General features: G+C 72.3%; 20 protein-coding genes. 14 read left to right on the plus strand and 6 right to left on the minus strand.

The window, feature by feature from the left end; genetic code table 11:
* Positions 1–161 precede the first annotated feature (161 nt).
* Both AC07F0_RS06450 and AC07F0_RS06455 read right to left on the minus strand, forming a co-directional pair.
* A complete protein-coding gene (locus AC07F0_RS06450; RefSeq protein ID WP_478975017.1) occupies positions 162–1,439 on the minus strand; it encodes an ABC transporter substrate-binding protein in 1,278 nt (425 codons plus the stop codon).
* A 48-nt stretch (positions 1,440–1,487) separates the two neighbouring features.
* On the minus strand, positions 1,488–2,507 hold the full coding sequence (locus AC07F0_RS06455) for a carbohydrate kinase family protein (RefSeq protein ID WP_478975020.1): 1,020 nt from the start codon (positions 2,505–2,507) through the stop codon (positions 1,488–1,490).
* Between the two features lie 162 nt (positions 2,508–2,669).
* Between AC07F0_RS06455 and AC07F0_RS06460 the strand changes: the two genes are divergently transcribed.
* The 5 genes from AC07F0_RS06460 to AC07F0_RS06480 all read left to right on the plus strand — a co-directional run bounded on the left by AC07F0_RS06460 (position 2,670) and on the right by AC07F0_RS06480 (position 10,151).
* Positions 2,670–3,434 (plus strand): DeoR/GlpR family DNA-binding transcription regulator, encoded by a 765-nt coding sequence (locus AC07F0_RS06460; RefSeq protein ID WP_478975023.1) that lies wholly within the window; start codon positions 2,670–2,672, stop codon positions 3,432–3,434.
* Positions 3,431–4,768 carry a 6-phospho-beta-glucosidase gene (locus AC07F0_RS06465; protein ID WP_478975026.1) on the plus strand — a complete coding sequence of 446 codons (1,338 nt, stop codon included), beginning with the start codon at positions 3,431–3,433 and terminating at the stop codon, positions 4,766–4,768. Before AC07F0_RS06460 ends, AC07F0_RS06465 begins: the two co-directional genes overlap by 4 nt.
* Positions 4,769–4,839: 71 nt before the next feature.
* Positions 4,840–7,884: an alpha-mannosidase gene (locus AC07F0_RS06470; RefSeq protein WP_478975029.1), complete on the plus strand. Its 3,045-nt coding sequence runs from the start codon at positions 4,840–4,842 to the stop codon at positions 7,882–7,884.
* A 3-nt stretch (positions 7,885–7,887) separates the two neighbouring features.
* On the plus strand, positions 7,888–9,138 hold the full coding sequence (locus AC07F0_RS06475; protein ID WP_478975032.1) for an alpha-L-fucosidase: 1,251 nt from the start codon (positions 7,888–7,890) through the stop codon (positions 9,136–9,138).
* A 143-nt stretch (positions 9,139–9,281) separates the two neighbouring features.
* Positions 9,282–10,151, plus strand: coding sequence for a sulfotransferase family protein (locus AC07F0_RS06480; protein WP_478975034.1), 870 nt, complete (start codon positions 9,282–9,284; stop codon positions 10,149–10,151).
* 28 nt (positions 10,152–10,179) lie between these two features.
* On the opposite strand, the gene AC07F0_RS06485 is transcribed toward AC07F0_RS06480, so the two are convergent.
* Positions 10,180–11,316, minus strand: a complete 1,137-nt coding sequence (locus tag AC07F0_RS06485; protein WP_478975037.1) for an ATP-grasp domain-containing protein — start codon at positions 11,314–11,316, stop codon at positions 10,180–10,182.
* A gap of 262 nt (positions 11,317–11,578) precedes the next feature.
* Between AC07F0_RS06485 and AC07F0_RS06490 the strand changes: the two genes are divergently transcribed.
* Together AC07F0_RS06490 and AC07F0_RS06495 are read left to right on the plus strand one after the other, a co-directional pair.
* Positions 11,579–12,439: a metallophosphoesterase family protein gene (locus tag AC07F0_RS06490; RefSeq protein ID WP_478975040.1), complete on the plus strand. Its 861-nt coding sequence runs from the start codon at positions 11,579–11,581 to the stop codon at positions 12,437–12,439.
* Positions 12,436–13,113 carry a 4'-phosphopantetheinyl transferase family protein gene (locus AC07F0_RS06495; RefSeq protein WP_478975043.1) on the plus strand — a complete coding sequence of 226 codons (678 nt, stop codon included), beginning with the start codon at positions 12,436–12,438 and terminating at the stop codon, positions 13,111–13,113. The genes AC07F0_RS06490 and AC07F0_RS06495 overlap by 4 nt, the downstream gene beginning before the upstream one ends.
* A 58-nt stretch (positions 13,114–13,171) precedes the next feature.
* Here the strand turns inward: AC07F0_RS06495 and AC07F0_RS06500 are convergent, their stop codons facing one another.
* From AC07F0_RS06500 to AC07F0_RS06510, 3 genes are all read right to left on the minus strand, one after another.
* Positions 13,172–13,414, minus strand: a complete 243-nt coding sequence (locus AC07F0_RS06500; protein WP_436728500.1) for a hypothetical protein — start codon at positions 13,412–13,414, stop codon at positions 13,172–13,174.
* A 136-nt stretch (positions 13,415–13,550) separates the two neighbouring features.
* Positions 13,551–14,081 carry a toxin-antitoxin system, toxin component gene (locus tag AC07F0_RS06505; RefSeq protein ID WP_478976215.1) on the minus strand — a complete coding sequence of 177 codons (531 nt, stop codon included), beginning with the start codon at positions 14,079–14,081 and terminating at the stop codon, positions 13,551–13,553.
* A gap of 32 nt (positions 14,082–14,113) precedes the next feature.
* On the minus strand, positions 14,114–14,773 hold the full coding sequence (locus tag AC07F0_RS06510) for a helix-turn-helix domain-containing protein (protein WP_478975046.1): 660 nt from the start codon (positions 14,771–14,773) through the stop codon (positions 14,114–14,116).
* A 238-nt stretch (positions 14,774–15,011) separates the two neighbouring features.
* Between AC07F0_RS06510 and AC07F0_RS06515 the strand changes: the two genes are divergently transcribed.
* The 7 genes from AC07F0_RS06515 (at position 15,012) to AC07F0_RS06545 (ending at position 21,139) form a co-directional block, all read left to right on the plus strand.
* Positions 15,012–15,674, plus strand: coding sequence for an MmyB family transcriptional regulator (locus AC07F0_RS06515; RefSeq protein WP_478975049.1), 663 nt, complete (start codon positions 15,012–15,014; stop codon positions 15,672–15,674).
* Between the two features lie 92 nt (positions 15,675–15,766).
* A complete protein-coding gene (locus AC07F0_RS06520) occupies positions 15,767–16,921 on the plus strand; it encodes an NAD(P)/FAD-dependent oxidoreductase (protein WP_478975052.1) in 1,155 nt (384 codons plus the stop codon).
* A complete protein-coding gene (locus AC07F0_RS06525; protein ID WP_478975055.1) occupies positions 16,918–17,217 on the plus strand; it encodes a (2Fe-2S)-binding protein in 300 nt (99 codons plus the stop codon). Before AC07F0_RS06520 ends, AC07F0_RS06525 begins: the two co-directional genes overlap by 4 nt.
* Entirely contained in the window at positions 17,207–18,571 is a 1,365-nt protein-coding gene (locus tag AC07F0_RS06530) for an FAD-dependent oxidoreductase (RefSeq protein ID WP_478975058.1), read from the plus strand. The genes AC07F0_RS06525 and AC07F0_RS06530 overlap by 11 nt, the downstream gene beginning before the upstream one ends.
* Positions 18,568–19,458 (plus strand): dihydrodipicolinate synthase family protein, encoded by an 891-nt coding sequence (locus AC07F0_RS06535; protein ID WP_478975061.1) that lies wholly within the window; start codon positions 18,568–18,570, stop codon positions 19,456–19,458. The genes AC07F0_RS06530 and AC07F0_RS06535 overlap by 4 nt, the downstream gene beginning before the upstream one ends.
* Before the next feature lie 14 nt (positions 19,459–19,472).
* Complete coding sequence (locus AC07F0_RS06540) at positions 19,473–20,474, plus strand: proline racemase family protein (RefSeq protein ID WP_478975064.1); 1,002 nt, start codon at positions 19,473–19,475, stop codon at positions 20,472–20,474.
* Positions 20,471–21,139, plus strand: coding sequence for a GntR family transcriptional regulator (locus AC07F0_RS06545; RefSeq protein ID WP_478975067.1), 669 nt, complete (start codon positions 20,471–20,473; stop codon positions 21,137–21,139). The genes AC07F0_RS06540 and AC07F0_RS06545 overlap by 4 nt, the downstream gene beginning before the upstream one ends.
* The last annotated feature ends 36 nt before the right edge of the window (positions 21,140–21,175 follow it).

Genomic DNA, 21,175 nt, shown 5'->3' on the forward strand with positions numbered 1-21,175 from the left:
TTTTTTTCCCCCCCCTCCCCCCCACCCTCCTCCCTTCCCTCCTCCTTCCGCGCGGGCCCCCCCCGGGGGGGGGGTCCAACCCGGGAAAAACCCGCCCCTCCCCCCCCCCGCCACGGTGCTCGGGCACCGTGGCGGGACCGGTGACCGGAGGTGATGACACCTCAGTTCACCCCCTGTCGCCGGGCGATCTGCTTGGCCTGGCTGACGGCGTCCCTCCAGGCGGCGTCGGGCTTCTTGCCCTTGGCCTCGATGCTGGTCAGCTCGGTGAAGTAGGGGGCCATGACCGCGGCGTCCGCGGGTGCCTCGTAGCTGACCGGGATGGCCTTGGCGGCCGGGCCGAAGACCTCGATGACCTTCTGCCCGCCGAAGAAGGCGTCGGCGCCCGTCATGGCGGGCATGGCGTACGAGGCGGGGGAGGCGGGGAAGATGGCGGCGTCGGTGAAGCCGCGGGCGTTGTTGGCCGGGCTGAGGATCCAGCTGATGATCTTGAATGCCTCTTCGGGGTTACGGCACTGCTTGGGCAGCGCCAGGTAGGAGCCGCCCTGGTTGGCCGGTCCGCCGGGCGTGGCACAGACCCGCCACTTGCCCTTGGTGCCCGGGGCGGCCTGCTCGATGTCCAGCGCGTGCCAGGCCGCCCCGAGTTCGGTGCCGAGGTTCTTGCCGATGGCGGCGTTCCAGGTCTGGTCGTTGATCTTGGCGTCGATGCCGAGCGTGTAGGGGCGCACCGCCGTGGTCCACGCGGCGCGGATGTGGTCCTGGTCGCCGATGAAGTGGTTGTTCTCGTCGATGAACCGCTTGGTGCCCTGGCCGACCGCGATGTTGAACACCGAGCCCATGTTGTTGATCAGGTAGGTGCCGGGCACGGCCTTCTTCAGCTCGGAGCCGAGCGCGAAGTAGTCGTCCCAGGTCCCGGCCTCGGCGGCGACCTTGTCGGGGTCGGTGGGCAGCCCGGCCTTGCGGAACAGGTCCGCGCGGTAGAAGAGAGCCGTGGGGCCGATGTCGATCGGGAACCCGATCTGCTTGCCGTCCTCGGTCTGGGCGAGCTTGGTCTTCCAGTCCAGGTACTGGGACGAGACCTTCTTGAAGCCCAGCTCGTTCAGGTCGAGGAAGCGGTCGGCGTTGGGCAGGAAGGACGCGATGTCCTCGCCCTTGATGCCGGTGATGTCGGGCACGGAGCTGCCCGCCGCGAGCGTGGTGGTGAGCTTCTGCTTGAAGTCGCCGCCGATGGAGGCGGCGGTCAGCTTGATCTGGCTGCCGAAGTGCGTCTTGGCCTCCGCGACCACCTTGTCGCTCAGCGCGCCACCCCAGTACCACATGGTGAGGCTCTTGCCGTTCTTGGTACCGCCCGATCCCGAGCTGCCGCCGCATGCGACGGTCAGGCCGGAGGCGGCCGCGGTGAGCGCGGCGGCCTGGAGGAAGCCTCTACGAGAAAGGTCCACGGGTCACTCCTGTTTTTCCTGTTCGTGGTGCCGAGGTGTGGGTGAAGGTCAGTGCTGCCGTGCGGGAGGGGTGACGGGGGCGTACACGACCGGCGGACCGGGGTTCTCCGGGAGCCGGTCCGCCAGGAAGCCGTAGGCCCGCTTCAGATCGGGGTCGGTCAGGGAGCGCCACCAGCGGTCGACGCCGTACCAGCCGGGGGCGGCCAGCGCCCCGCCGTGGTGCCGGACCGACAGCCCGGCGGCGAGCACCGCGAACCGCAGCCGCTCCGCGAGCGGCCAGCCGCCGAGCGAGGCGGTGACGAACGCGGCGCCGAAGACGTCTCCGGCGCCCGTCGCGTCCAGTACCTCGACGTGGAGGGCGGGCACGTCGGCGTACTCGCCGGTGGTCTGGTCGACGGCCACCGCGCCGTCCCCGCCCCGGGTGACGACCGCGACCGGCACCAGCTCGGACAGCGCGCCGAGCGCGGCCACCGCGCTGTCCGTGCGGGTGTAGGCCATGGCCTCCGTCTCGTTCGGGAGGAAGGCGTGGCACAGCGCGAGCTGGTCCAGGAGGGCCGTCGACCACTCCTGGCTGGGGTCCCAGCCGACGTCCGCGTAGATCTGCGTGCCGCCCGCGGCGGCCTTGGCGAGCCAGTCGCGCGGCTGCGCCTCGATGTGCACCAGGGCGGTACGCGCCACGGGCGGGTCGCCCACCAGCACGTCCTGCGAGTACGGCGGCTCCTGGCCGTGGGTGACCAGGGCACGGTCCGTGCCGTGGGCCAGGGCGACGGTGACCGGGGTGGGCCAGCCGTCGGCCGTACGGGAGAGCGAGAGGTCGACGCCTTCCTGGTCGCACAGGATGTCCCGGCAGCACTCGCCGTAGAGGTCGTCGCCGAACACGGTGGCCAGCGAGGTGCGCAGGCCGAAGCGGCTGGCCGCCACCGCCAGGTTGGCGATGCCGCCCGGCCCGCAGCCCATGCCCGTCGTCCAGATCTCCTCGCCCGGGGTCGGGGCCTTGCCGAGCCCTGTGAGGACGAGGTCGTAGAAGAGCAGCCCGGTCAGCAGCACATCGGGCCGGTCGTCGTCCACGGAGGGTCCTCTCGTTCGGAAGCGTTCGAGGAGCCCACCCCGCGAGCTCGTCAAAACTCTTCATTTCGGTGACCGGAATCGTGCGCCGCTCGGAGAGATTGGTCAATACCCGAGCAGAAGTGAGCATGGAAATGATTGGGGATGACGAGTACTGTTCACGCCGTGCTGGCAGAACGACGACACCAACTCATCCTGCGGGCCCTGCGCTCCGGCGGGCCCGCGTCCGTGACCGACCTCTCGGAGCAACTCGGCGTGAGTCCCGCCACCATCAGGCGTGACCTGGTCAAACTGGAAGAAGACGGGCTGCTCACCCGCGTCCACGGCGGCGCCGTGGTCGAGGAGGGCGACCAGCCCTTCGCCGAGGTCGCCGAGGTGCGCGTGGCCGAGAAGGACGCCATAGCCGAGCGTGCGGCGGCGATGGTCAGGGACGGCCAGTCGGTGCTGCTGGACATCGGGACGACGGCCTACCGCCTGGCCCGGCAGCTGCACGGCCGCCGGCTCACCGTGATCACCAGCAACCTGGTGGTCTACGAGGAGCTCGCCGACGACGAGGGCATCGAGCTGGTCCTGCTCGGCGGCATGGTCCGCCGCGAGTACCGCTCGCTGGTCGGCTTCCTCACCGAGGACAACCTGCGCCAGCTGCACGCCGACTGGCTCTTCCTCGGCACCAGCGGCGTGCGGCCCGGCGGGCAGGTCATGGACACGACGGTGGTGGAGGTGCCGGTCAAGCGCGCCATGATCAAGGCCGGCGAGAAGGTCGTGCTCCTGGCCGACGCGGCGAAGTTCCCGGGGCACGGGATGGCGAAGGTCTGCGGTCCCGAGGAGCTGGACGTGGTGGTGACGAACGAGCCGGTCGACGCGGCGACGCGGTCCTCCCTGCAGGACGCAGGAGTCGAGGTCGTCGTGACGGGAAGGGTGCAGACGTGAAGCTGACGATTCTGGGCGGCGGAGGATTCCGCGTGCCGCTGGTGTACGGGGCGCTCCTCCAGGATCACGCCGAGGGCCGGGTGACGCACGTCGTCCTGCACGATCTCGATCCCGCGAGACTGTCCGCGGTGACGCGCGTTCTCGCCGAGCAGGCGGCCGGAGTCCCCGACGCGCCCGAGGTGAGTGCCACCACCGATCTGGACGAGGCCCTGCGCGGCGCGGACTTCGTGTTCTCCGCGATCCGCGTCGGCGGTCTGGAGGGCAGGGCGAACGACGAGCGCGTGGCCCTGGCCGAGGGCGTCCTCGGCCAGGAGACGGTCGGCGCGGGCGGCATCGCCTACGGCCTGCGCACCGTCCCGGTCGCCGTCGACATCGCCCGGCGCGTCGCCCGTCTGGCGCCGGACGCCTGGGTCATCAACTTCACCAACCCGGCCGGCCTGGTCACCGAGGCCATGTCCCGCCACCTCGGCGACCGCGTCATCGGCATCTGCGACTCCCCGGTCGGTCTCGGCCGCCGCATCGCCCGGGTGCTCGGCGCGAACCCGAAGGAGGCCTGGATCGACTACGTCGGCCTCAACCACCTCGGCTGGGTGCGCGGCCTGCGCGTCGCCGGCCGCGACGAGCTCCCGCGTCTGCTCGCCGACCCGGACCTGCTCGGCTCCTTCGAGGAGGGCAAGCTCTTCGGCGTCGACTGGCTGCGGTCCCTGGGTGCGATCCCCAACGAATACCTGCACTACTACTACTTCAACCGGGAAGCCGTCCGCGCCTACCAGCAGGCCGAGAAGACCCGCGGCGCCTTCCTGCACGACCAGCAGGCCCGCTTCTACGCCGAGATGCGCAACCCGGACGCCCCCGCGTGGAAGGTCTGGGACCGCACGCGTGCCGAGCGCGAGGCCACCTACATGGCCGAGAACCGCGAGACCGCGGGCGCCGGCGAACGCGACGAGGACGACCTGTCCGGCGGCTACGAGAAGGTGGCCCTCGCCCTGATGCGGGCGATCGCCCGGGACGAGCGCACGACCCTGATCCTCAACGTCCGCAACCAGCACACCCTGTCGGTCCTGGACACGGACGCCGTCATCGAGGTCCCCTGCCTCGTCGACGCCAACGGCGCCCACCCCGTCGCCGTCGACCCGCTGCCCGACCACGCCACCGGGCTGGTCTGCGCGGTCAAGGCCGTCGAGCGCGAAGTGCTGGCCGCCGCCGACTCCGGCTCCCGCGCCAGTGCCGTCAAGGCCTTCGCGCTGCACCCGCTCGTCGACTCGGTCAACGTGGCCCGCAGGCTGGTCGAGGGCTACACCGAGGTCCACCCCGGACTGGCGTACCTTAGGTGAACGCCGCTCGGTAAGCGCTTTCCCCCACCGCTTCCCGCCTGCTCGCTCTTCCCGCTTCCTGGAGACATCTCATGCACGACGAAAGCCGCCGCATCGAGGAGCGCGTGCAGCGCCTTCACGACCAGCGCATCAAGACCGCGATCTACGCGGCCACCGTCCCCTTCGGGGTCGAGGCCTGGCAGGCCCCGGGGGAGCCGGTCCCGTTCGAGGAGGCCGCCGCCGCCTCGTACGCGCCCTTCGCGATGGGCACCCCCTGGGGACCGCCCTGGGGCACCACCTGGTTCCGCATGCGCGGACAGGTGCCCGAGGCGTGGGCGGGCCGCCGCGTCGAGGCCGTCATCGACCTCGGCTTCGTGGGCGACTGGCCCGGCAACCAGGCCGAGGCCCTGGTGCACCTCACGGACGGCACCCCGCTGAAGGCCGTCAACCCGCTCAACCAGTACGTGGCGATCGCCAACCCGGCGACGGGCGGCGAGACGGTCGAGTACCTGGTCGAGGCCGCCTCCAACCCGGACATCCTCGCGGACAACTTCTCGAAGACCACCCCGCTCGGCGACATCCTCACCGCCGGGGACAAGCCGCTCTACACCTTCCGCAGCGCCGACATCGCCATCCTCGACGAGGAGGTCTGGCACCTCGACCTCGACGTCCAGGTGCTGCGCGAGCTGATGCTGGAGCTCGGCGAGCACGACCCGCGCCGGCACGAGATCGCGCACGCGCTCGACCGGGCGATGGACCTGCTCGACCTGGACGACGTCTCCGGCTCCGCGCCCGCCGTCCGCGAGGCGCTGAAGCCGGTGCTGTCCAAGCCCGCGCACGCCAGCGCGCACACGATCTCCGGCGTCGGCCACGCCCACATCGACTCGGCCTGGCTCTGGCCGATCCGGGAGACCAAGCGCAAGACGTCCCGCACCTTCTCCAACGTCACGTCCCTGGCCGACGAGTACGACGACTTCATCTTCGCCTGCTCCCAGGCCCAGCAGTACGAGTGGGTGCGCGACAACTACCCCAAGGTCTGGGCCCGCATCCAGGAGTCGGTCAAGAACGGCCAGTGGGCGCCGGTCGGCGGCATGTGGGTCGAGTCCGACGGCAACCTGCCCGGCGGCGAGGCCGTCGCCCGCCAGTTCGTCCACGGCAAGCGGTTCTTCATGGACCACTTCGGCATCGAGACCAAGGGCGTGTGGCTGCCGGACTCCTTCGGCTACAACGCGGCCTACCCGCAGATCGCCAAGCTCGCCGGCAACGAGTGGTTCCTCACCCAGAAGATCTCCTGGAACCAGACCAACAGGTTCCCCCACCACACCTTCTGGTGGGAGGGCATCGACGGCACGCGGATCTTCACCCACTTCCCGCCGGTCGACACCTACAACGCCCGCTTCAGCGGCGAGGAGATGTCCCGCGCGGTCCGCAACTACCAGGAGAAGGGCGGCGCCAGCCGCTCCCTGGCCCCGTTCGGCTGGGGCGACGGCGGCGGCGGCCCCACCCGCGAGATCATGGAGCGCGCCCGCCGGCTGGCGGACCTGGAGGGCTCCGCGAAGGTCGTCGTCGAACACCCCGACGAGTTCTTCGCCAAGGCCCGCGAGGAGTACCCGGACGCTCCTGTCTGGGTCGGCGAGCTCTACCTGGAACTGCACCGCGCCACCTACACCTCCCAGGCCCGCACCAAGCAGGGCAACCGCCGCTCCGAGCACCTCCTGCGCGAGGCAGAGCTGTGGGCGACCACGGCCGCCCTGCACGCGCAGGGCTACACGTATCCGCACGAGAAGCTGGACCGCCTCTGGAAGACGGTGCTGCTGCACCAGTTCCACGACATCCTGCCCGGCTCCTCCATCGCCTGGGTGCACCGGGAGGCCGAGGCCGAGTACGCCCGTGTGGCCCGTGAACTCCAGGCGCTGACCGCCGAGGCGCTGGCCGCGCTCGGCTCCGGCACCACCCGCGTCTTCAACACCAGCCCCTACGACCGCGCCGAGGTGGTCCGCACCTCCGAGGGCGCACCGGTGTACGTGGAGGTGCCCGCGAGCGGCTCCGCGCCCCTCGCCGGCGCCGAGCCCCCGCAGCCGGTGACCGTGAGCGGCCGGGTGCTCGACAACGGGCTGGTCCGCGTGGAGGTGGCCGAGGACGGCACCCTGTCGTCCGTCCGCGACCTGCGCGCGAACCGCGAGGTCCTGGCGGAGCCGGGCAACCTGCTGCGCCTGCACACCGACCTGCCCAACTACTGGGACGCCTGGGACATCGACAAGCACTACAAGAACCGCTACACGGACCTCCTCGACGCCTCGTCCGTCACGGTCGTCGAGCAGGACGCGCTGGTCGGTGCCATCCGCGTCGAGCGGGACTTCGGCAAGGGCTCGAAGATCACCCAGACGATCACCGTCCGCGCCGGCAGCCCCCGCATCGACATCGAGACCGACATCGACTGGCACGAGACCGAGAAGATCCTCAAGGCGGCCTTCCCGGTCGACATCCGCGCCCCGCACTCCTCCGCCGAGATCCAGTTCGGCCACATCCAGCGGCCCACCCACACCAACACCAGCTGGGAGGCGGCCCGCTTCGAGGTCTCCGGCCACCGCTGGGTGCACATCGGCGAACCCGGCTACGGTGTCGCCGTCATCAACGACTCCACGTACGGCCACGACGTGTCCCGCACGGTCCGCGAGGACGGAGGCACCACGACCACCGTCCGCCTCAGCCTGGTCCGCGCGCCGCGCATCCCGGACCCCGAGGCCGACCAGGGCCGCCACCGCTTCACCTACGCGCTGCTGCCCGGCGCGACCGTCGAGGACGCCGTCGCCGAGGGCTACGCCCTCAACCTCCCGCTCCGGGTGGCCGACGCGGCGGGCGCTCCCGCGCCGGTCGTCTCCACCGAGGGCGAGGGCGTGACCGTGGAGGCGATCAAGCTCGCCGACGACGCCTCCGGCGACGTCGTGGTACGGCTCTACGAGTCCCGCGGAGGCCGGGCCCGGGGCGCCCTGCGCACCGGCTTCCCGCTCGCCGGCGCGCAGATCACCGACCTGCTGGAGCGACCGCTGGAGGAGGCGGGCGTGGACGACGACGGCGCTGTCCCTCTGGAACTGCGGCCCTTCCAGATCCTGACGCTGCGTCTGCGCAGGGGCTGACCCATGGCCATGCAACCCTGGTTCACCGACGCCAAGCTCGGGATCTTCATCCACTGGGGCATCTACGCCGTCGACGGCGTCCAGGAGTCCTGGTCGTTCTACGACGGCATCGTCCCCTACGACCAGTACATGTCCCAGTTCGACCGCTTCACGGCCGCCCGCTACGACCCGCGCGACTGGGCGAGGCTCTTCGCGCGGGCCGGCGCCAAGTACGCCGTGCTGACCAGCCGCCACCACGACGGCGTCACCCTGTGGGACACGGCGTACGGCGACCTGAACGTGGGCCGCGACCTGATCGGCGGCTACGCCGACGCCCTGCGCGAGCAGGGCCTCAAGGTCGGGCTCTACTACTCGCACTCGGACTGGAGCCACCCCGACTACGCCTCCACCCGCAAGCCGGACCGGCCGCCGGAGCTGGAGGACAACCGCTACTCGGAGGTCGCCGCCGAGGACGAAAACCTTCAGGCCTGGGAGAGGTTCCTCGCCTACCGCGACGGCCAGATCCGCGAACTGACCTCCCGCTACAAGCCCGACCTGCTGTGGTTCGACGGCGAGTGGGACCGCAGCGAGGAGCAGTGGCGCATCCCCGAACTCGCCGCCCTCATCCGCTCCGAGGTACCGGACGTCGTCTTCAACGCCCGCATGCTCAGCGAGGGCGACTACGCGACGCCGGAACAGGGCGCCCCGGTCGTCCCGCCCGAGGGCCCCTGGGAGCTGTGCCTGACGATCAACGACTCCTGGGGCCACCAGCACCACGACCACAACCACAAGTCGGTCGACCAGCTGATCCGCTACTTCACCGAGACCATCGGCGGCGGAGGCAACCTGCTGCTCAGCGTCGGCCCGCGCGAGGACGGCACGATCCCGGCCGAACAGGCGGAGCGGCTGGAAGGGCTCGGCGACTGGATCGCCCGGCACGCGGAGGCGGTGTACGGCACTGGACGGGGACTCCCGCCGGGCCACCACTACGGCCCGAGCACCCTCTCCAAGAACCGCCGCACCCTCTATCTGACCCTCTTCGACGCCCCGCGTGCCGAGATCAACGTCCGCGGCCTGCTCAGCCAAGTCCGCAGGGTCTCGGTGCTCGGCAGCGGCACGGAACTGGCCCACCGGGTCACCGGCGGTCTCCACGAGACACCGGGCGTCCTGTGGATCGAGCCTCCCGCCGTGCCGGACCTCGACCCGCACGCCACGGTGCTGGCCGTCGAACTGGAAGGGGAACTGGAGCTCTACCGCGGAGCCGGCCGATTCTGACGAAAGTTTAAGGAACCGGTAAGCGGCCTGCTCACGGGCGGTATGTGGACGTCCGTGAGCAGGCCGGTTCGCCTTCCGGACACCTGACGTTCGCCCGTTCCCTCTGGGATGCGGAACGCACAACGCGAACGAAAGGTGTCACCGTGCGAGACCCGCGTATGGCCGCCATCGGCAAGGGCCTGAAGCGTCGCGGAAGGCTGGTGATACAGGCGGTCAGTCCACCGCGCCGGAACCTCGACGCCATCCCCGCCCCCCGCCCGGCGCCCGACACCTACACCGCTCCGACCGCCCCCCGGCTGGTGGACTCGCCGGTGTTCGTCCTGTCGTCGGTGCGCTCCGGTTCGACCCTGCTGCGCGTCCTGCTCAACAGCCACAGCCGTATCCGCGCCCCGCACGAGATGCACCTGCGCACGGTGCACGTCCACCTGTCCCGCGACTTCACCGCGAACGCCATGAGGGCGCTGCACCTCGACAAGGACGAGCTGGAACACGTGCTGTGGGACCGGGTGCTGCACCTGGAGCTCACCCGCAGCGGCACGGACGTCATCGTCGACAAGACCCCGCCGAACACCCTCATCTGGCCCCGTCTGCGCCGATGCTGGCCGAACGCCCGCTACATCCTGCTGCTGCGTCACCCCGGCGCTGTCGTCAGGTCCCTCACCGACCGGCGTGCCGACCCCGATCACGAAGCCGTCCGCGCCGAGGTCCTCGACTACAGCGAGAAGCTGGAGGAGGCCCGCCTGAACCTCGACCCCCATGTGATCACCTACGAGGAGCTCACCGCCGAGCCGGAGAAGGTCACCCGGGGCATCTGCGACCACCTCGGCGTCCCGTGGGAGCCCGGCATGCTCGACTACGGCAGCAAGGACCACGGCACCTTCCGCCCCCAGCTCGGCGACTGGTCCAGCACCATCAAGTCCGGCCGCATCCAGTCGGCCCGCTCCGCCGACCCGGACGTCGAACTTCCCCCACGCCTGAGGGAACTGGCCCAGGCATGGGGGTACAGGGACTGAAGGGGGGCAGGGGCTTTGCGGACACCCCCTAGAGGGGCAGGGCCCCGACCGTGGCCTGTGGGGCCGCCGCCTCGACGGAGTCGGCCGGCACCGCGGGCAGTGGCTGCTGCTCCGTCGCCTCCGGCCGCTGCTGCGGCAGCTGCACCGGCCGCAGCGGACGCGGCCCCGACACCACCGTGTAGTCCTGGCCCAGGAACGGCGGGACCACCTCACCCGGGTCCTCGCCGAGCGCCAGCTGGACGGCGGCCCAGGGAGCGTTGACACCACACAGCGACAGCTGGTGCAGGCCGCCGGCCGGGCGGGTGTTGACGTCCATCAGGACCGGCCGGTCGCCGAACATCCGGAACTGGATGTTGGACAGGTAGTGCAGCCCGAAGCCCTCCGCGATCCGCCGGGCCGGGTCCAGCCACTGCCCATGCAGCGTGAAGCCCCGGCGGCGGCCGTTCTTGGTGCGGCCGATGGCCAGCCGGACCCGGTTGTCCGGACCGGTCAGGCAGTCCACCGACACCTCGGGCTGCTCCAGGCGCGGCATCACCAGCCAGTCGACCGGCTCCTCGGCCCGTCCCAGCGCCTCCAGCACCAGGTCGAGCGGCACGTACGGGCTCGGGAAACCGTTCAGGTGCATCAGCGAGAAGGGCGTGCGCGTGATCACGCGGAAGCCCACCCCGCCCGCCCCGGACGCCGGCTTGAAGCACGCCTTGTGCCCGGCGGCCTCCAACTCCTCGACCGCCGCGACGAGTTCATCGGCCGACCGGACCCGCCACCACGGCGGCACCGGCACGCCGATCGCCTGGACCGCCTCGTAGGCGATCACCTTGTCGTGGAAGACGGCCACCGCCTCGGGCGGCGGTGCCAGCACCGCCGTACCGGCCGCCTCGAACTCGGGGCGGTGCGCCACGATCGCCGACTGGTGCAGCCGGGGCACGAACACGTCGATACCGCGCCGCCCGCACTGGTCCAGCGCGTACTCGACGTAACCGGCCGGGGAGAGGTTCTCGGGTTCCAGCTCGGCGGTGTCGGCGGCGGCCAGCACGGGGGAGTCCGGGTCACCGTGCGTGGCATGGATCTCCACGGCCCGGTCGCTGGGATTTCTCCGCAGCTGATCCATGAAGAACACGTTCTCCGCGTACGTGCGGTTGAGCCAGACGCGTACGCGAGAGACCATGCAGGCCGCCTTTCACGGTTCGCGGGCAGGGCTCAGCAGCCCGTGCCCGGGCAGGAGGAATGGAGGGACACCAAACCGCCCCTGCGAGAGGGAAGTTTTCAGCGGTGGTGTTGGGGCAGATCATACGGCCTCGGCGGGCCGTGTCGTGCAACGCGCGTGTTACGGATCGCGAGTCCCGTTCGTCCGTTCCGCCCTTGTCCCCGGGCGCGGTGATGTGATCTCGTGGTGGCGTTTGCGTCGGGTGCGCGGAGGAGGACGAGGGGTGACGTCGACGGCCGGTGGCGCCGGACAACTGCTGGCCATCAGCGATCTGCACATCGGCTATCCGGAGAACCGCGCGCTGGTCGAGCGGATGCGGCCCGGGTCGGACGACGACTGGCTGCTCGTGGCCGGGGACGTCGCCGAGGCCGTGGCCGATGTGCGCTGGACCCTCGAGACGCTCGCCGGCCGCTTCCGCAGGGTCGTCTGGGTGCCCGGGAACCACGAGCTGTGGACCCATCCGAGCGACCCCGTCACCCTGCGCGGTGTCGCCCGGTACGACCACCTGGTCGAGTTGTGCCGGGACCTGGGCGTGACGACACCGGAGGACCCCTACCCCGTCTGGGACGGCCCCGGAGGCCCCGTCGCCGTCGCGCCGCTCTTCCTCCTGTACGACTACTCGTTCCTGCCGGCCGGCTGCGCGACCAAGGAACAGGGCCTGGAGTACGCCCAGGGCACGGGCATCGTGTGCACCGACGAGTACCTGCTGCACCCCGACCCGTACCCGAGCCGGGAGGCCTGGTGCCGGGCCCGGGTCGCCGAGACCGAACGCCGGCTCGCCGAACTGCCCGGCGACCTGCCTGTGATCCCCGTCAACCACTATCCGCTGCACCGGCACCCGATGGACGTCCTGTGGCACCCCGAGTTCGCCATGTGGTGCGGCACCGGTCTGACCGCCGACTGGCACCGAAGATTCCGCGTCCACACGATGGTCTACGGCCATCTGCACATCCCCCGCACCACCTGGCACGAGGGCGTGCGCTTCGAGGAGGTGTCGGTGGGCTACCCCCGGGAGTGGCGCAAGCGGGCCGGGGAGCCGGGGCGGCTGCGGCGCATCCTGCCGGCGGAGGGCGAGGAGCGGTGATCGGGGAACTGCTGCCACAGACCGTCGTCACCGTGGAGGCGTACGGCGGCGAGGGCGCGGACGCCCCGCTGTACCCCGAGGAGGCGGCGCTCGTGACGCGGGCGGTCGCCAAGCGGCGCCGGGAGTTCGCCGCCGTCCGCTCCTGTGCCCGCCGGGCCATGGAGAAGCTCGGCGTGCCGCCGCAGCCGGTCCTGCCCGGGGAGCGCGGCGCCCCGCGCTGGCCCGCCGGCCTGGCCGGCAGCATGACCCACTGCGACGGCTACTGCGCCGCCGCCCTGGTCCGCGCCACCGACCTCGCCTCCCTCGGTATCGACGCCGAGACCCACGGGCCGCTGCCCGAGGGCGTCCTGCCCGCCGTGGCCCTGCCGACCGAGACCGAGCGCCTGCGGCACCTGGCCGCACAGCGCCCCGACGTCCACTGGGACCGGCTGCTGTTCAGCGCGAAGGAGGCCGTCTACAAGGCGTGGTTCCCCCTCACCGGCGAGTGGCTGGACTTCACGGAGGCCGACATCGACCTCTCCGCCGCCCCCGGCGACCGGCCACGCGGCACCTTCCGCGCCACGCTCCTCGTCCCCGGCCCACGCGTCGGCGACCGCCGCCTCGGCCATTTCGACGGCCACTGGACCACTGACCGGGGCCTGGTCGCCACGGCGGTCGCAGTACCGCACGACTGAGACAGCCGTGCGGGGTGCGCGCCTGCGGACGTCGGCGGGCGCGACCACCGCCGTCGGCTCAGGGGCCCGGCTCCGGGCACCAGTTCCGGAGCAGTTGGAAGAACGCCTCCTCGTTGCCGGTGAGGCCCGCTCGGTCGAGGGCCTCTTCCGCCTCGGCGAGGACGGCGGGCGGGACGACCGGGGGCCGGGGGGCGCCGCACGGGCCGGGCTCCAGGTCGAAGGCGGCGCGGACGGTGTGCAGCAGGCGCAGATAGGCCTGGACGGCGGTGCGTTCGCGGTCGGTCAGTACGGCGGTGGGCATCAGTCGGCTCTCCCCGTGTCGGAGTCATCGGTCACGCCCCGCACACAAGGGGCGCACCTCCAGCTTGCCGCCCACCACTGACAATCCGGCCCCGCCGCCCGGCGGTTCGCCCGCTCGGCGGAGGCGGAACCCCAGCTCAGCCCTGCGACCCCGGATACCCCAGCGACGCCTCGATCCGCCCCGCCAGGTGGTCCCGCTGCACCGGCCCCCGCGACGACGAACCCGCCAGCCACGTCCTGCACTTGCTGGCCAGCAGCAGACCGAAGCTCTCGGCCTCCTTCTCGTCGTCGAGGTCGAAGCGGGTGCGCGCGGCGACCTTCAGCACCGTCTCCTGGAGGTCCGCGCCGTCCTGGAGCAGCCGGGCCGCGACCGCGGCGCCCTCGACGTGGTGGGAGCAGTGCCCCGCCTTCATGTGCCACAGCTCGTGCCCCAGGATCACCAACTGGTGGTCGGGAGCCGTGCGTTCCTCGATCACGACGAGGTCCTGCTCGGCCATGTCGAGCCACAGCCCGCTCGCGGTCCCGGGCGGGAAGGCGGCCGTACGGAAGTGGACGGGGCGGCCCCGGCGTCTGCTCATGGCGTCGCACAGCGCGGCGTACAGCTCCTCGGGCCGCGCCGGCGCGGGGAGGGTCAGCTCCGCGACCAGTTCGCCGCACAGGCGGCGCATTTCCTTACCTATGCCCACAGTTCTCCCCACGGTCACGACTCGGGCCGCTTGACACTCTCCAGGAGCATGTCCAGCCACTCCGCCACCTTGTCGCGGTGCTGGTCGGTGGGCAGCTGCGCGGCCCGCCAAGCGATGCCGCGCACGCCGTGGTCCTGCAGCAGCCGCTCCAGCGGGTCGTCGGCCGCCGCGGCCGCCTGCCGCTCCCGGTCGGCGAGCTTCTGGAGCAGGTCCTGCTCGGTGTGCTGGAGGGCGCTCACCAGCGCCTCGGGGTCCTCGGCCGTGAGGAACCCGGCATGCACCCGGAAGAACCGCTGGAGCGCGTCGCAGTGCTCCATGGTCGGCCGCCGGTCGCCGTTGATCAGGGCGCCGGCCTGCTGCCGGGACATGCCCGCGCCGTCGGCGATCTCCTGCTGGGTGTACTTGCGGCCGTTGGGCTTGAGCCGGGTCCGGCGCAGCAGGTCCAGGCGCTGGAGGAACCGGGCCTGCACATCGGGCTCACCCGCCGGCCGGCCGCCGAGCAGGGCCTTGACCACGGGCTCCGGGACGCCGGAGGCGACGGACAGCCGGCCGAAGTCGAAGACCTCGGCGTGCGGCACTCCGAGCCGGTCGGCGAGCGCGGTGACACGGGAGACGACGGCCGCCAGCACGGCCGTCGGCGTGGCGCCCGGACCTTCGACGAAGCCACCCGTCACCGACAGATCTCCTACGTCTCTCACAGGCTTCTCACAAGTGGATGCCGTGACCTACCCCGGCGTGAACTTCCCGGAGCGTACTCGGTGGTTCGAACTCACATCCAGGTCTCGCCACAACTGTGGCCAATTTCAGCCGTCAACCAGCATGAAATGCCACGATAGTTGACACGCCTCAGCTCCGGGCACCAGGATCGGTGCGCCGCGTCAGGGCCGCACAGGCAAGAGGGGTGACCTCCCGATGGCATATCAGGCAGGAGGGCAGCGGCCGGCACCGCGGCCCGTCCCCGACACTTCCGACGTCCAGGCCTACCTGGAGGACTACGCCGGGCTTCTGGAGGCCGTCTCCTTCCCCTCGCTCGTCGTCGACCACTGCTGGGACGTGGTGCTGGCCAACAGCGCCTTCCGGTCACTTTTCGGCGGCGTCGGCCCGCACCCGACGGCCATGCCGGGCGACAACTTCCTCAGGTTCGTGCTGTTCCACCCCGACGCTCCCACCGTGCTCGGCGAGCACGAGGCGAGCTGGTGTCTGCCGATGCTCGCGCACTTCGCGCGGACCGTGGAGAGCCACGGTCCCGATCACGGCCTGCAGGCCATCCGCCGCGACATCGCCCAGGACCCGATCATGGAGGCCGCCTACCGGCACGGCCTGCCGCACTGGATCCGCTCGGTCGGCGAGAGCGCCGTCGAGCAGGACGGTGCCGTACGCCCACTGCTGCACCCGGATCCCCGCTGGGGCGCCATCGACTGCCGGATCGTCGTCGAGACGTCCAGGACACTTGACGAACTGGGCTGTACCCGGCTCACGTTCGTGCTGCGCGAGGCCCGCCGCACCCCGTCCCGGGAGCGCCGGACGCGCCGTACCGCCTCCTCCCATCTGAGGGTCGTCCCGGCGGCCGACTGAGCCCCGCCGGCCCCGTCGCCACAGCACCGCATCGCGCAGTCGCCGGCGTCCGCCCCATTCCCAGGCCGTGTGGTGTGTGACATAGTACTGGCGTGAGCGAGCCGCTGACCTGCGATGTCGTGGTGGTCGGAGCCGGAGTGGTGGGAGCCGTCTGCGCCCTGTACGCGGCCCGCGCGGGCCTGGACACCGTCGTGCTGGACCGCGGCCCGGTGGCCGGCGGCACGACCGGCGCGGGGGAGGGCAACCTCCTCGTCTCCGACAAGGAACCCGGACCCGAGCTCGACCTGGCCCTGCTGTCCGCCCGGCTGTGGGCCGAACTGGCCGAGGAGGGGCTGGGAAAGGCGGTCGAGTACGAGGCCAAGGGCGGGATCGTCGTCGCCGGCACCGGCGAAGCGCTGACCGGGCTGGAGAGCCTCGCCGCCGGGCAGCGCGCGGCCGGGGTCGAGGCGCTCCCGGTGCCGCCCGACCGGCTCCCCGACCTGGAGCCGTACCTGGCCCCCGGCCTCGCGGGCGGCGTGCACTACCCGCAGGACGCCCAGGTGATGCCCGCCCTTGCGGCGGCGCACCTGCTGCGCGCCTCGAACGCCCGGCTGCTCACCGGCCGGGAGATGACCGGGGTGCTGCGCGGCCCCGACGGTGCGATACGCGGCGTACGGACCGACCGGGGCGACGTCCACGCCCCGGCGGTCGTCAACGCGGCCGGCACCTGGGGCGGCGAGGTGGCGGCCCGCGCCGGGGTGTCGCTGCCGGTGCTGCCCCGGCGCGGATTCGTCCTGGTCACCGAGCCGCTGCCGCCCCGTATCCGGCACAAGGTGTACGCCGCCGACTACGTGGCCGACGTCGCCAGCGACTCGGCGGCCCTCCAGACCTCCCCCGTGGTCGAGGGCACCCCCGCCGGGCCGGTCCTCATCGGCGCCAGCCGCGAACGCGTCGGCTTCGACCGGACGTTGTCGCTCCCGGCGCTGCGAGCGCTGGCGGCGGGCGCGACGCGACTCTTCCCGTTCCTCGCCGGAGTCCGGGCCATGCGGACGTACGCGGGCTTCCGGCCGTATCTGCCGGACCACCTGCCCGCGATCGGCCCCGACCCCCGGGCGCCCGGACTGCTGCACGCCTGCGGGCACGAGGGCGCGGGCATAGGTCTGGCCACCGGCACCGGGCGGCTGATCGCCCAGGCGCTGACGGGGCGGACACCCGACCTGGATCTCGGACCGTTCCGGCCCGACCGCTTTCCCGAGGAGGCCGAGTGAATCCACTGGAGCTGGCGGGGGCCAGGCCCGGCCCCGCCTTCACGGTCACCTTCGACGGGCGTCCGGTCCAGGCGCTGCCCGGCCAGACGGTCGCCGCCGTGCTGTGGGCGGCGGGCATCACCTCCTGGCGGACCACCCGGGGCGAGGGCCGCCCGCGCGGTGTGTTCTGCGGGATCGGCGTCTGCTTCGACTGCCTGGTGACCGTCAACGGCAGCCCCAACCAACGCGCGTGTCTGCTCCCGGTGCGGCCGGGAGACGTGATCGGCACGCAGGAGGGGACGGGCCATGCGGACTGAACTCGCCGTGATCGGCGCCGGACCGGCCGGGCTGGCCGCGTCACTCGCGGCGGCCGCGCGCGGCATCCGGGTCGCCCTCGTCGACGCGGCGACGGAGACCGGCGGGCAGTTCTACCGGCAGCCCGCAGCCGGGCTCGCAGCCGCGCGGCCCGAGGCGCTGCACCACCGGTGGCGCACCTGGGAGCGGCTGCGGGACGGCCTCGCCGCCAGTTCCGTGCACGTGCTGACGGATCATCATGTGTGGTGCGTGGAACGCACGTCCGGCGGCTTCACCGTGCACACGCTGCTCGGCCCGGAGCAGGAGGAGCCGGCCGAGGTGCACGCCCGGGCCGTGCTCCTGGCCACCGGCGGATACGAGCACGTGCTGCCCTTCCCCGGCTGGACCCTCCCGGGCGTCGTCACCGCCGGGGGCGCCCAGGCCATGCTCAAGGGCGGGCTCGTGCTGCCGGGACGGCGGGCCGTCGTGGCCGGGACCGGTCCGCTGCTGCTGCCCGTGGCGACCGGGCTCGCGGCGGCCGGCGTCGACGTCGCCGCGCTCGTCGAGTCCACCGGCCCCGGGCGCCTGGCCCGCCACGGCCGGGCCTTGGCCGGCAAGCTCCCCGAGGGCGCCGGATACGCCGCCCGGCTGCTGCGGCACCGCGTGCCGGTCCTGGCCCGCCACACCGTCGTCCGCGCCCACGGCGACGACCGGCTGACCGGTGTCACGGTCGCCGCCCTCGACGCCGACGGACGCGTCCGGCCCGGCACCGAGCGGCGGTTGCCCTGCGACACCCTGGCCGTCGGCCACGGCATGCTTGCGCACACCGATCTGGCGGAGGGCCTCGGCTGCGGCCTGGACGGTCTCGCCGTGGCCGTCGACGCCGAGCAGCGCACGGACGTACCCGGCGTGTGGGCGGCCGGCGAGTCCACCGGTGTCGGCGGCGCGGCCCTCGCCCTCGCCGAGGGGCACATCGCCGGGTGCTCCGCCGCCGCCCACCTGCGCGGCACCGCCCCCGACCCGGCCTCCGCCGCCCTCAAGGCCCGTAGGGCACTGAGGAGTTCAGCGGCCGCCCTCGACGCCGCCTACATCCCGCCCGCGCACTGGTCCGAACAGCTCACCGACGACACCGTGGTCTGCCGCTGCGAGGAGGTCACCGCCGGTGCCGTGCGCGAGGCCCTGGACCTCGGCGCGGGCGAGGAGCGCACCGTGAAGCTGCTGACCCGGGCCGGAATGGGCTGGTGCCAGGGCCGGATGTGCGCCGTCGCCGTCGCGGGTCTCGCCGGCTGCCCGCCCTCCCCGTCCAGAAGGCCGTTCGCCCGTCCCGTGCCGCTCGGCGTCCTCGCACGGCAACACACCCAGGAGGAAATGTCATGACCGACCACCGCCCCTGGCGCGGCGTCCTCGTCGCCACCGCGCTCCCGCTGGACGACGACCTCTCCGTCAACTACGACAAGTACGCCGAGCACTGCTCCTGGCTGGTCGAGAACGGCTGCGACGGCGTCGTGCCGAACGGCTCCCTCGGCGAATACCAGGTGCTCACCCCCGAGGAGCGCGCCCGTGTCGTCGAGACGGCCGTCGCCGCGATCGGTGGGCAGCGCGTCATGCCCGGCGTCGCCGCCTACGGGTCCGCCGAGTCCCGGCGCTGGGCCGAGCAGGCGGGCGAGGCGGGCTGCCGGGCGGTGATGCTGCTGCCGCCGAACGCCTACCGCGCCGACGAGCGTTCCGTCCTCGCCCACTACGCCGAGGTCGCGAAGGCGGGCCTGCCGGTCGTCGCGTACAACAACCCCGTCGACACCAAGGTCGACCTCGTGCCGGAGCTGCTCGCCCGGCTGCACGGCGAGGGACACATCCGGGCGGTGAAGGAGTTCTCCGGAGACGTCCGCCGGGCCTACCGCATCGCCGAACTCGCCCCCGAGCTCGACCTGTTGATCGGCGCGGACGACGTCCTGCTGGAGCTGGCCGTCGCGGGCGCCAAGGGCTGGGTCGCCGGCTATCCGAACGCGCTGCCGCAGGCGTCCGTCGAGCTGTACCACGCGGCCGTCGACGGCGACCTCGACACCGCGCGGTCCCTGTACCGGCAGCTGCATCCGCTGCTGCGGTGGGACTCGCGGGTGGAGTTCGTCCAGGCCATCAAACTGTCCATGGACCTGGTCGGCCGCCACGGCGGACCCTGCCGGCCGCCGCGCATGCCGCTGCTGCCCGAGCAGGAGGCCGCCGTCCGGTCCGCCACCGAGAAGGCCGTCGCGGCCGGACTGGCGTAAGGGAAGGTGGGATCATGCGCAGCAGACTCGTCCTGCACGCCGTCGACTCGCACACCGAGGGCATGCCGACCCGCGTGATCACCGGTGGCATCGGCACCATCCCCGGCGCCACCATGAACGAACGGCGGCTGTTCTTCCGCGAACACCGCGACGACATCAAGCAGTTGCTGATGAACGAGCCGCGCGGCCACACCGCGATGAGCGGCGCGATCCTCCAGCCGCCGACCCGGCCCGACTGCGACTGGGGCGTCGTCTACATCGAGGTCTCCGGCTATCTGCCGATGTGCGGGCACGGCACCATCGGCGTGGCGACCGTGCTCGTCGAGACCGGCATGGTCGAGGTCACCGAGCCGGTCACCACCATCCGGCTCGACACCCCGGCGGGACCGGTCGTCGCCGAGGTGGCCGTGGCGGACGGGGCCGCCACGTCGGTCACCCTCCGGAACGTGCCCTCCTTCGCCGTCGGCCTCGACCGCGAGGCCACCCTCGCCGACGGCCGGACGGTGACGTACGACCTCGCCTTCGGCGGCAACTTCTACGCCATCCTGCCGCTGGAGCGCCTCGGCCTGCCCTTCGACCGGTCCCGCAAGGACGACATCCTCCGGGCCGGCCTGTCCCTCATGGCCGCCGTCAACGCCGAGGACCCGCCCGTCCACCCGGAGGACCCGTCCATTCAGGGCCTCCACCACGTCTACCTGGCCGCCCCCGGCTCGACCGCCCGGCACTCCCGGCACGCCATGGCCATCCACCCCGGCTGGTTCGACCGCTCGCCCTGCGGCACGGGCACCAGCGCCCGCATGGCACAGCTGCACGCGCGCGGCGAACTCCCGCTGCACACCGAGTTCGTGAACGAGTCCTTCATCGGCACCCGGTTCACCGGCAGACTGCTCGGCACCGCCGAGGTCGCCGGCCGCCCGGCCGTGCTGCCCAGCTTCACCGGACGCGCCTGGATCACCGGCACCGCCCAGTACCTGCTGGACCCCGAGGACCCGTTCCCGGCGGGGTTCGTCCTGTGAGCCGCACGCCCGCGCTGCCTGTGCTGGGCAGCAGGAAACCCAGCCACCGCGAGCGGGTCGCGGAGGCGCTGCGGGCCGCTCTGATCGCCGGGGAACTGCTCCCCGGCGAGGTCTACTCGGCCCCCGGCCTCGCCGCCCGCTTCGGCGTCTCCGCCACCCCCGTGCGCGAGGCCATGCTCGACCTCTCCAAGGAAGGCCTCGTCGACACCGTGCCCAACAAGGGCTTCCGGGTCACGGCCGTCTCCGAGAAGCAGCTCGACGAGTACACCCACATCCGCGCGCTGATCGAGATTCCCACCACGGCCGGCCTCGCCGCCTCGGCCGACCCCGTGGCGCTGGAGGCGCTCCGGCCGGTCGCCGAGGAGATCGTCACCTCCGCCCGGGCCGGTGACCTCATCGCCTACGTCGAGGCCGACCTGCGCTTCCACCTCGGCCTGCTGGCCCTCGCGGGCAACGACCATCTCGTCGACGTCGTACGGGACCTCAGACGCCGCTCCCGGCTGTACGGCCTGACCGAGCTCGCCGAGCAGGGCCGGCTGGAGGCGTCGGCGGAGGAGCACCTGGAGATCCTGGACGCGCTGCTCACCCGGGACGAGGAGGCCGTCCGGGCGGTCATGACCCGTCACCTGAGCCACGTGAGGGGCCTGTGGGCAAGCGCCCTTTAGGGGCGCGGGGCCGTAACAACATGCGGCTCCGCCGCG

Source organism: Streptomyces sp. NPDC045955, from assembly GCF_056430805.1.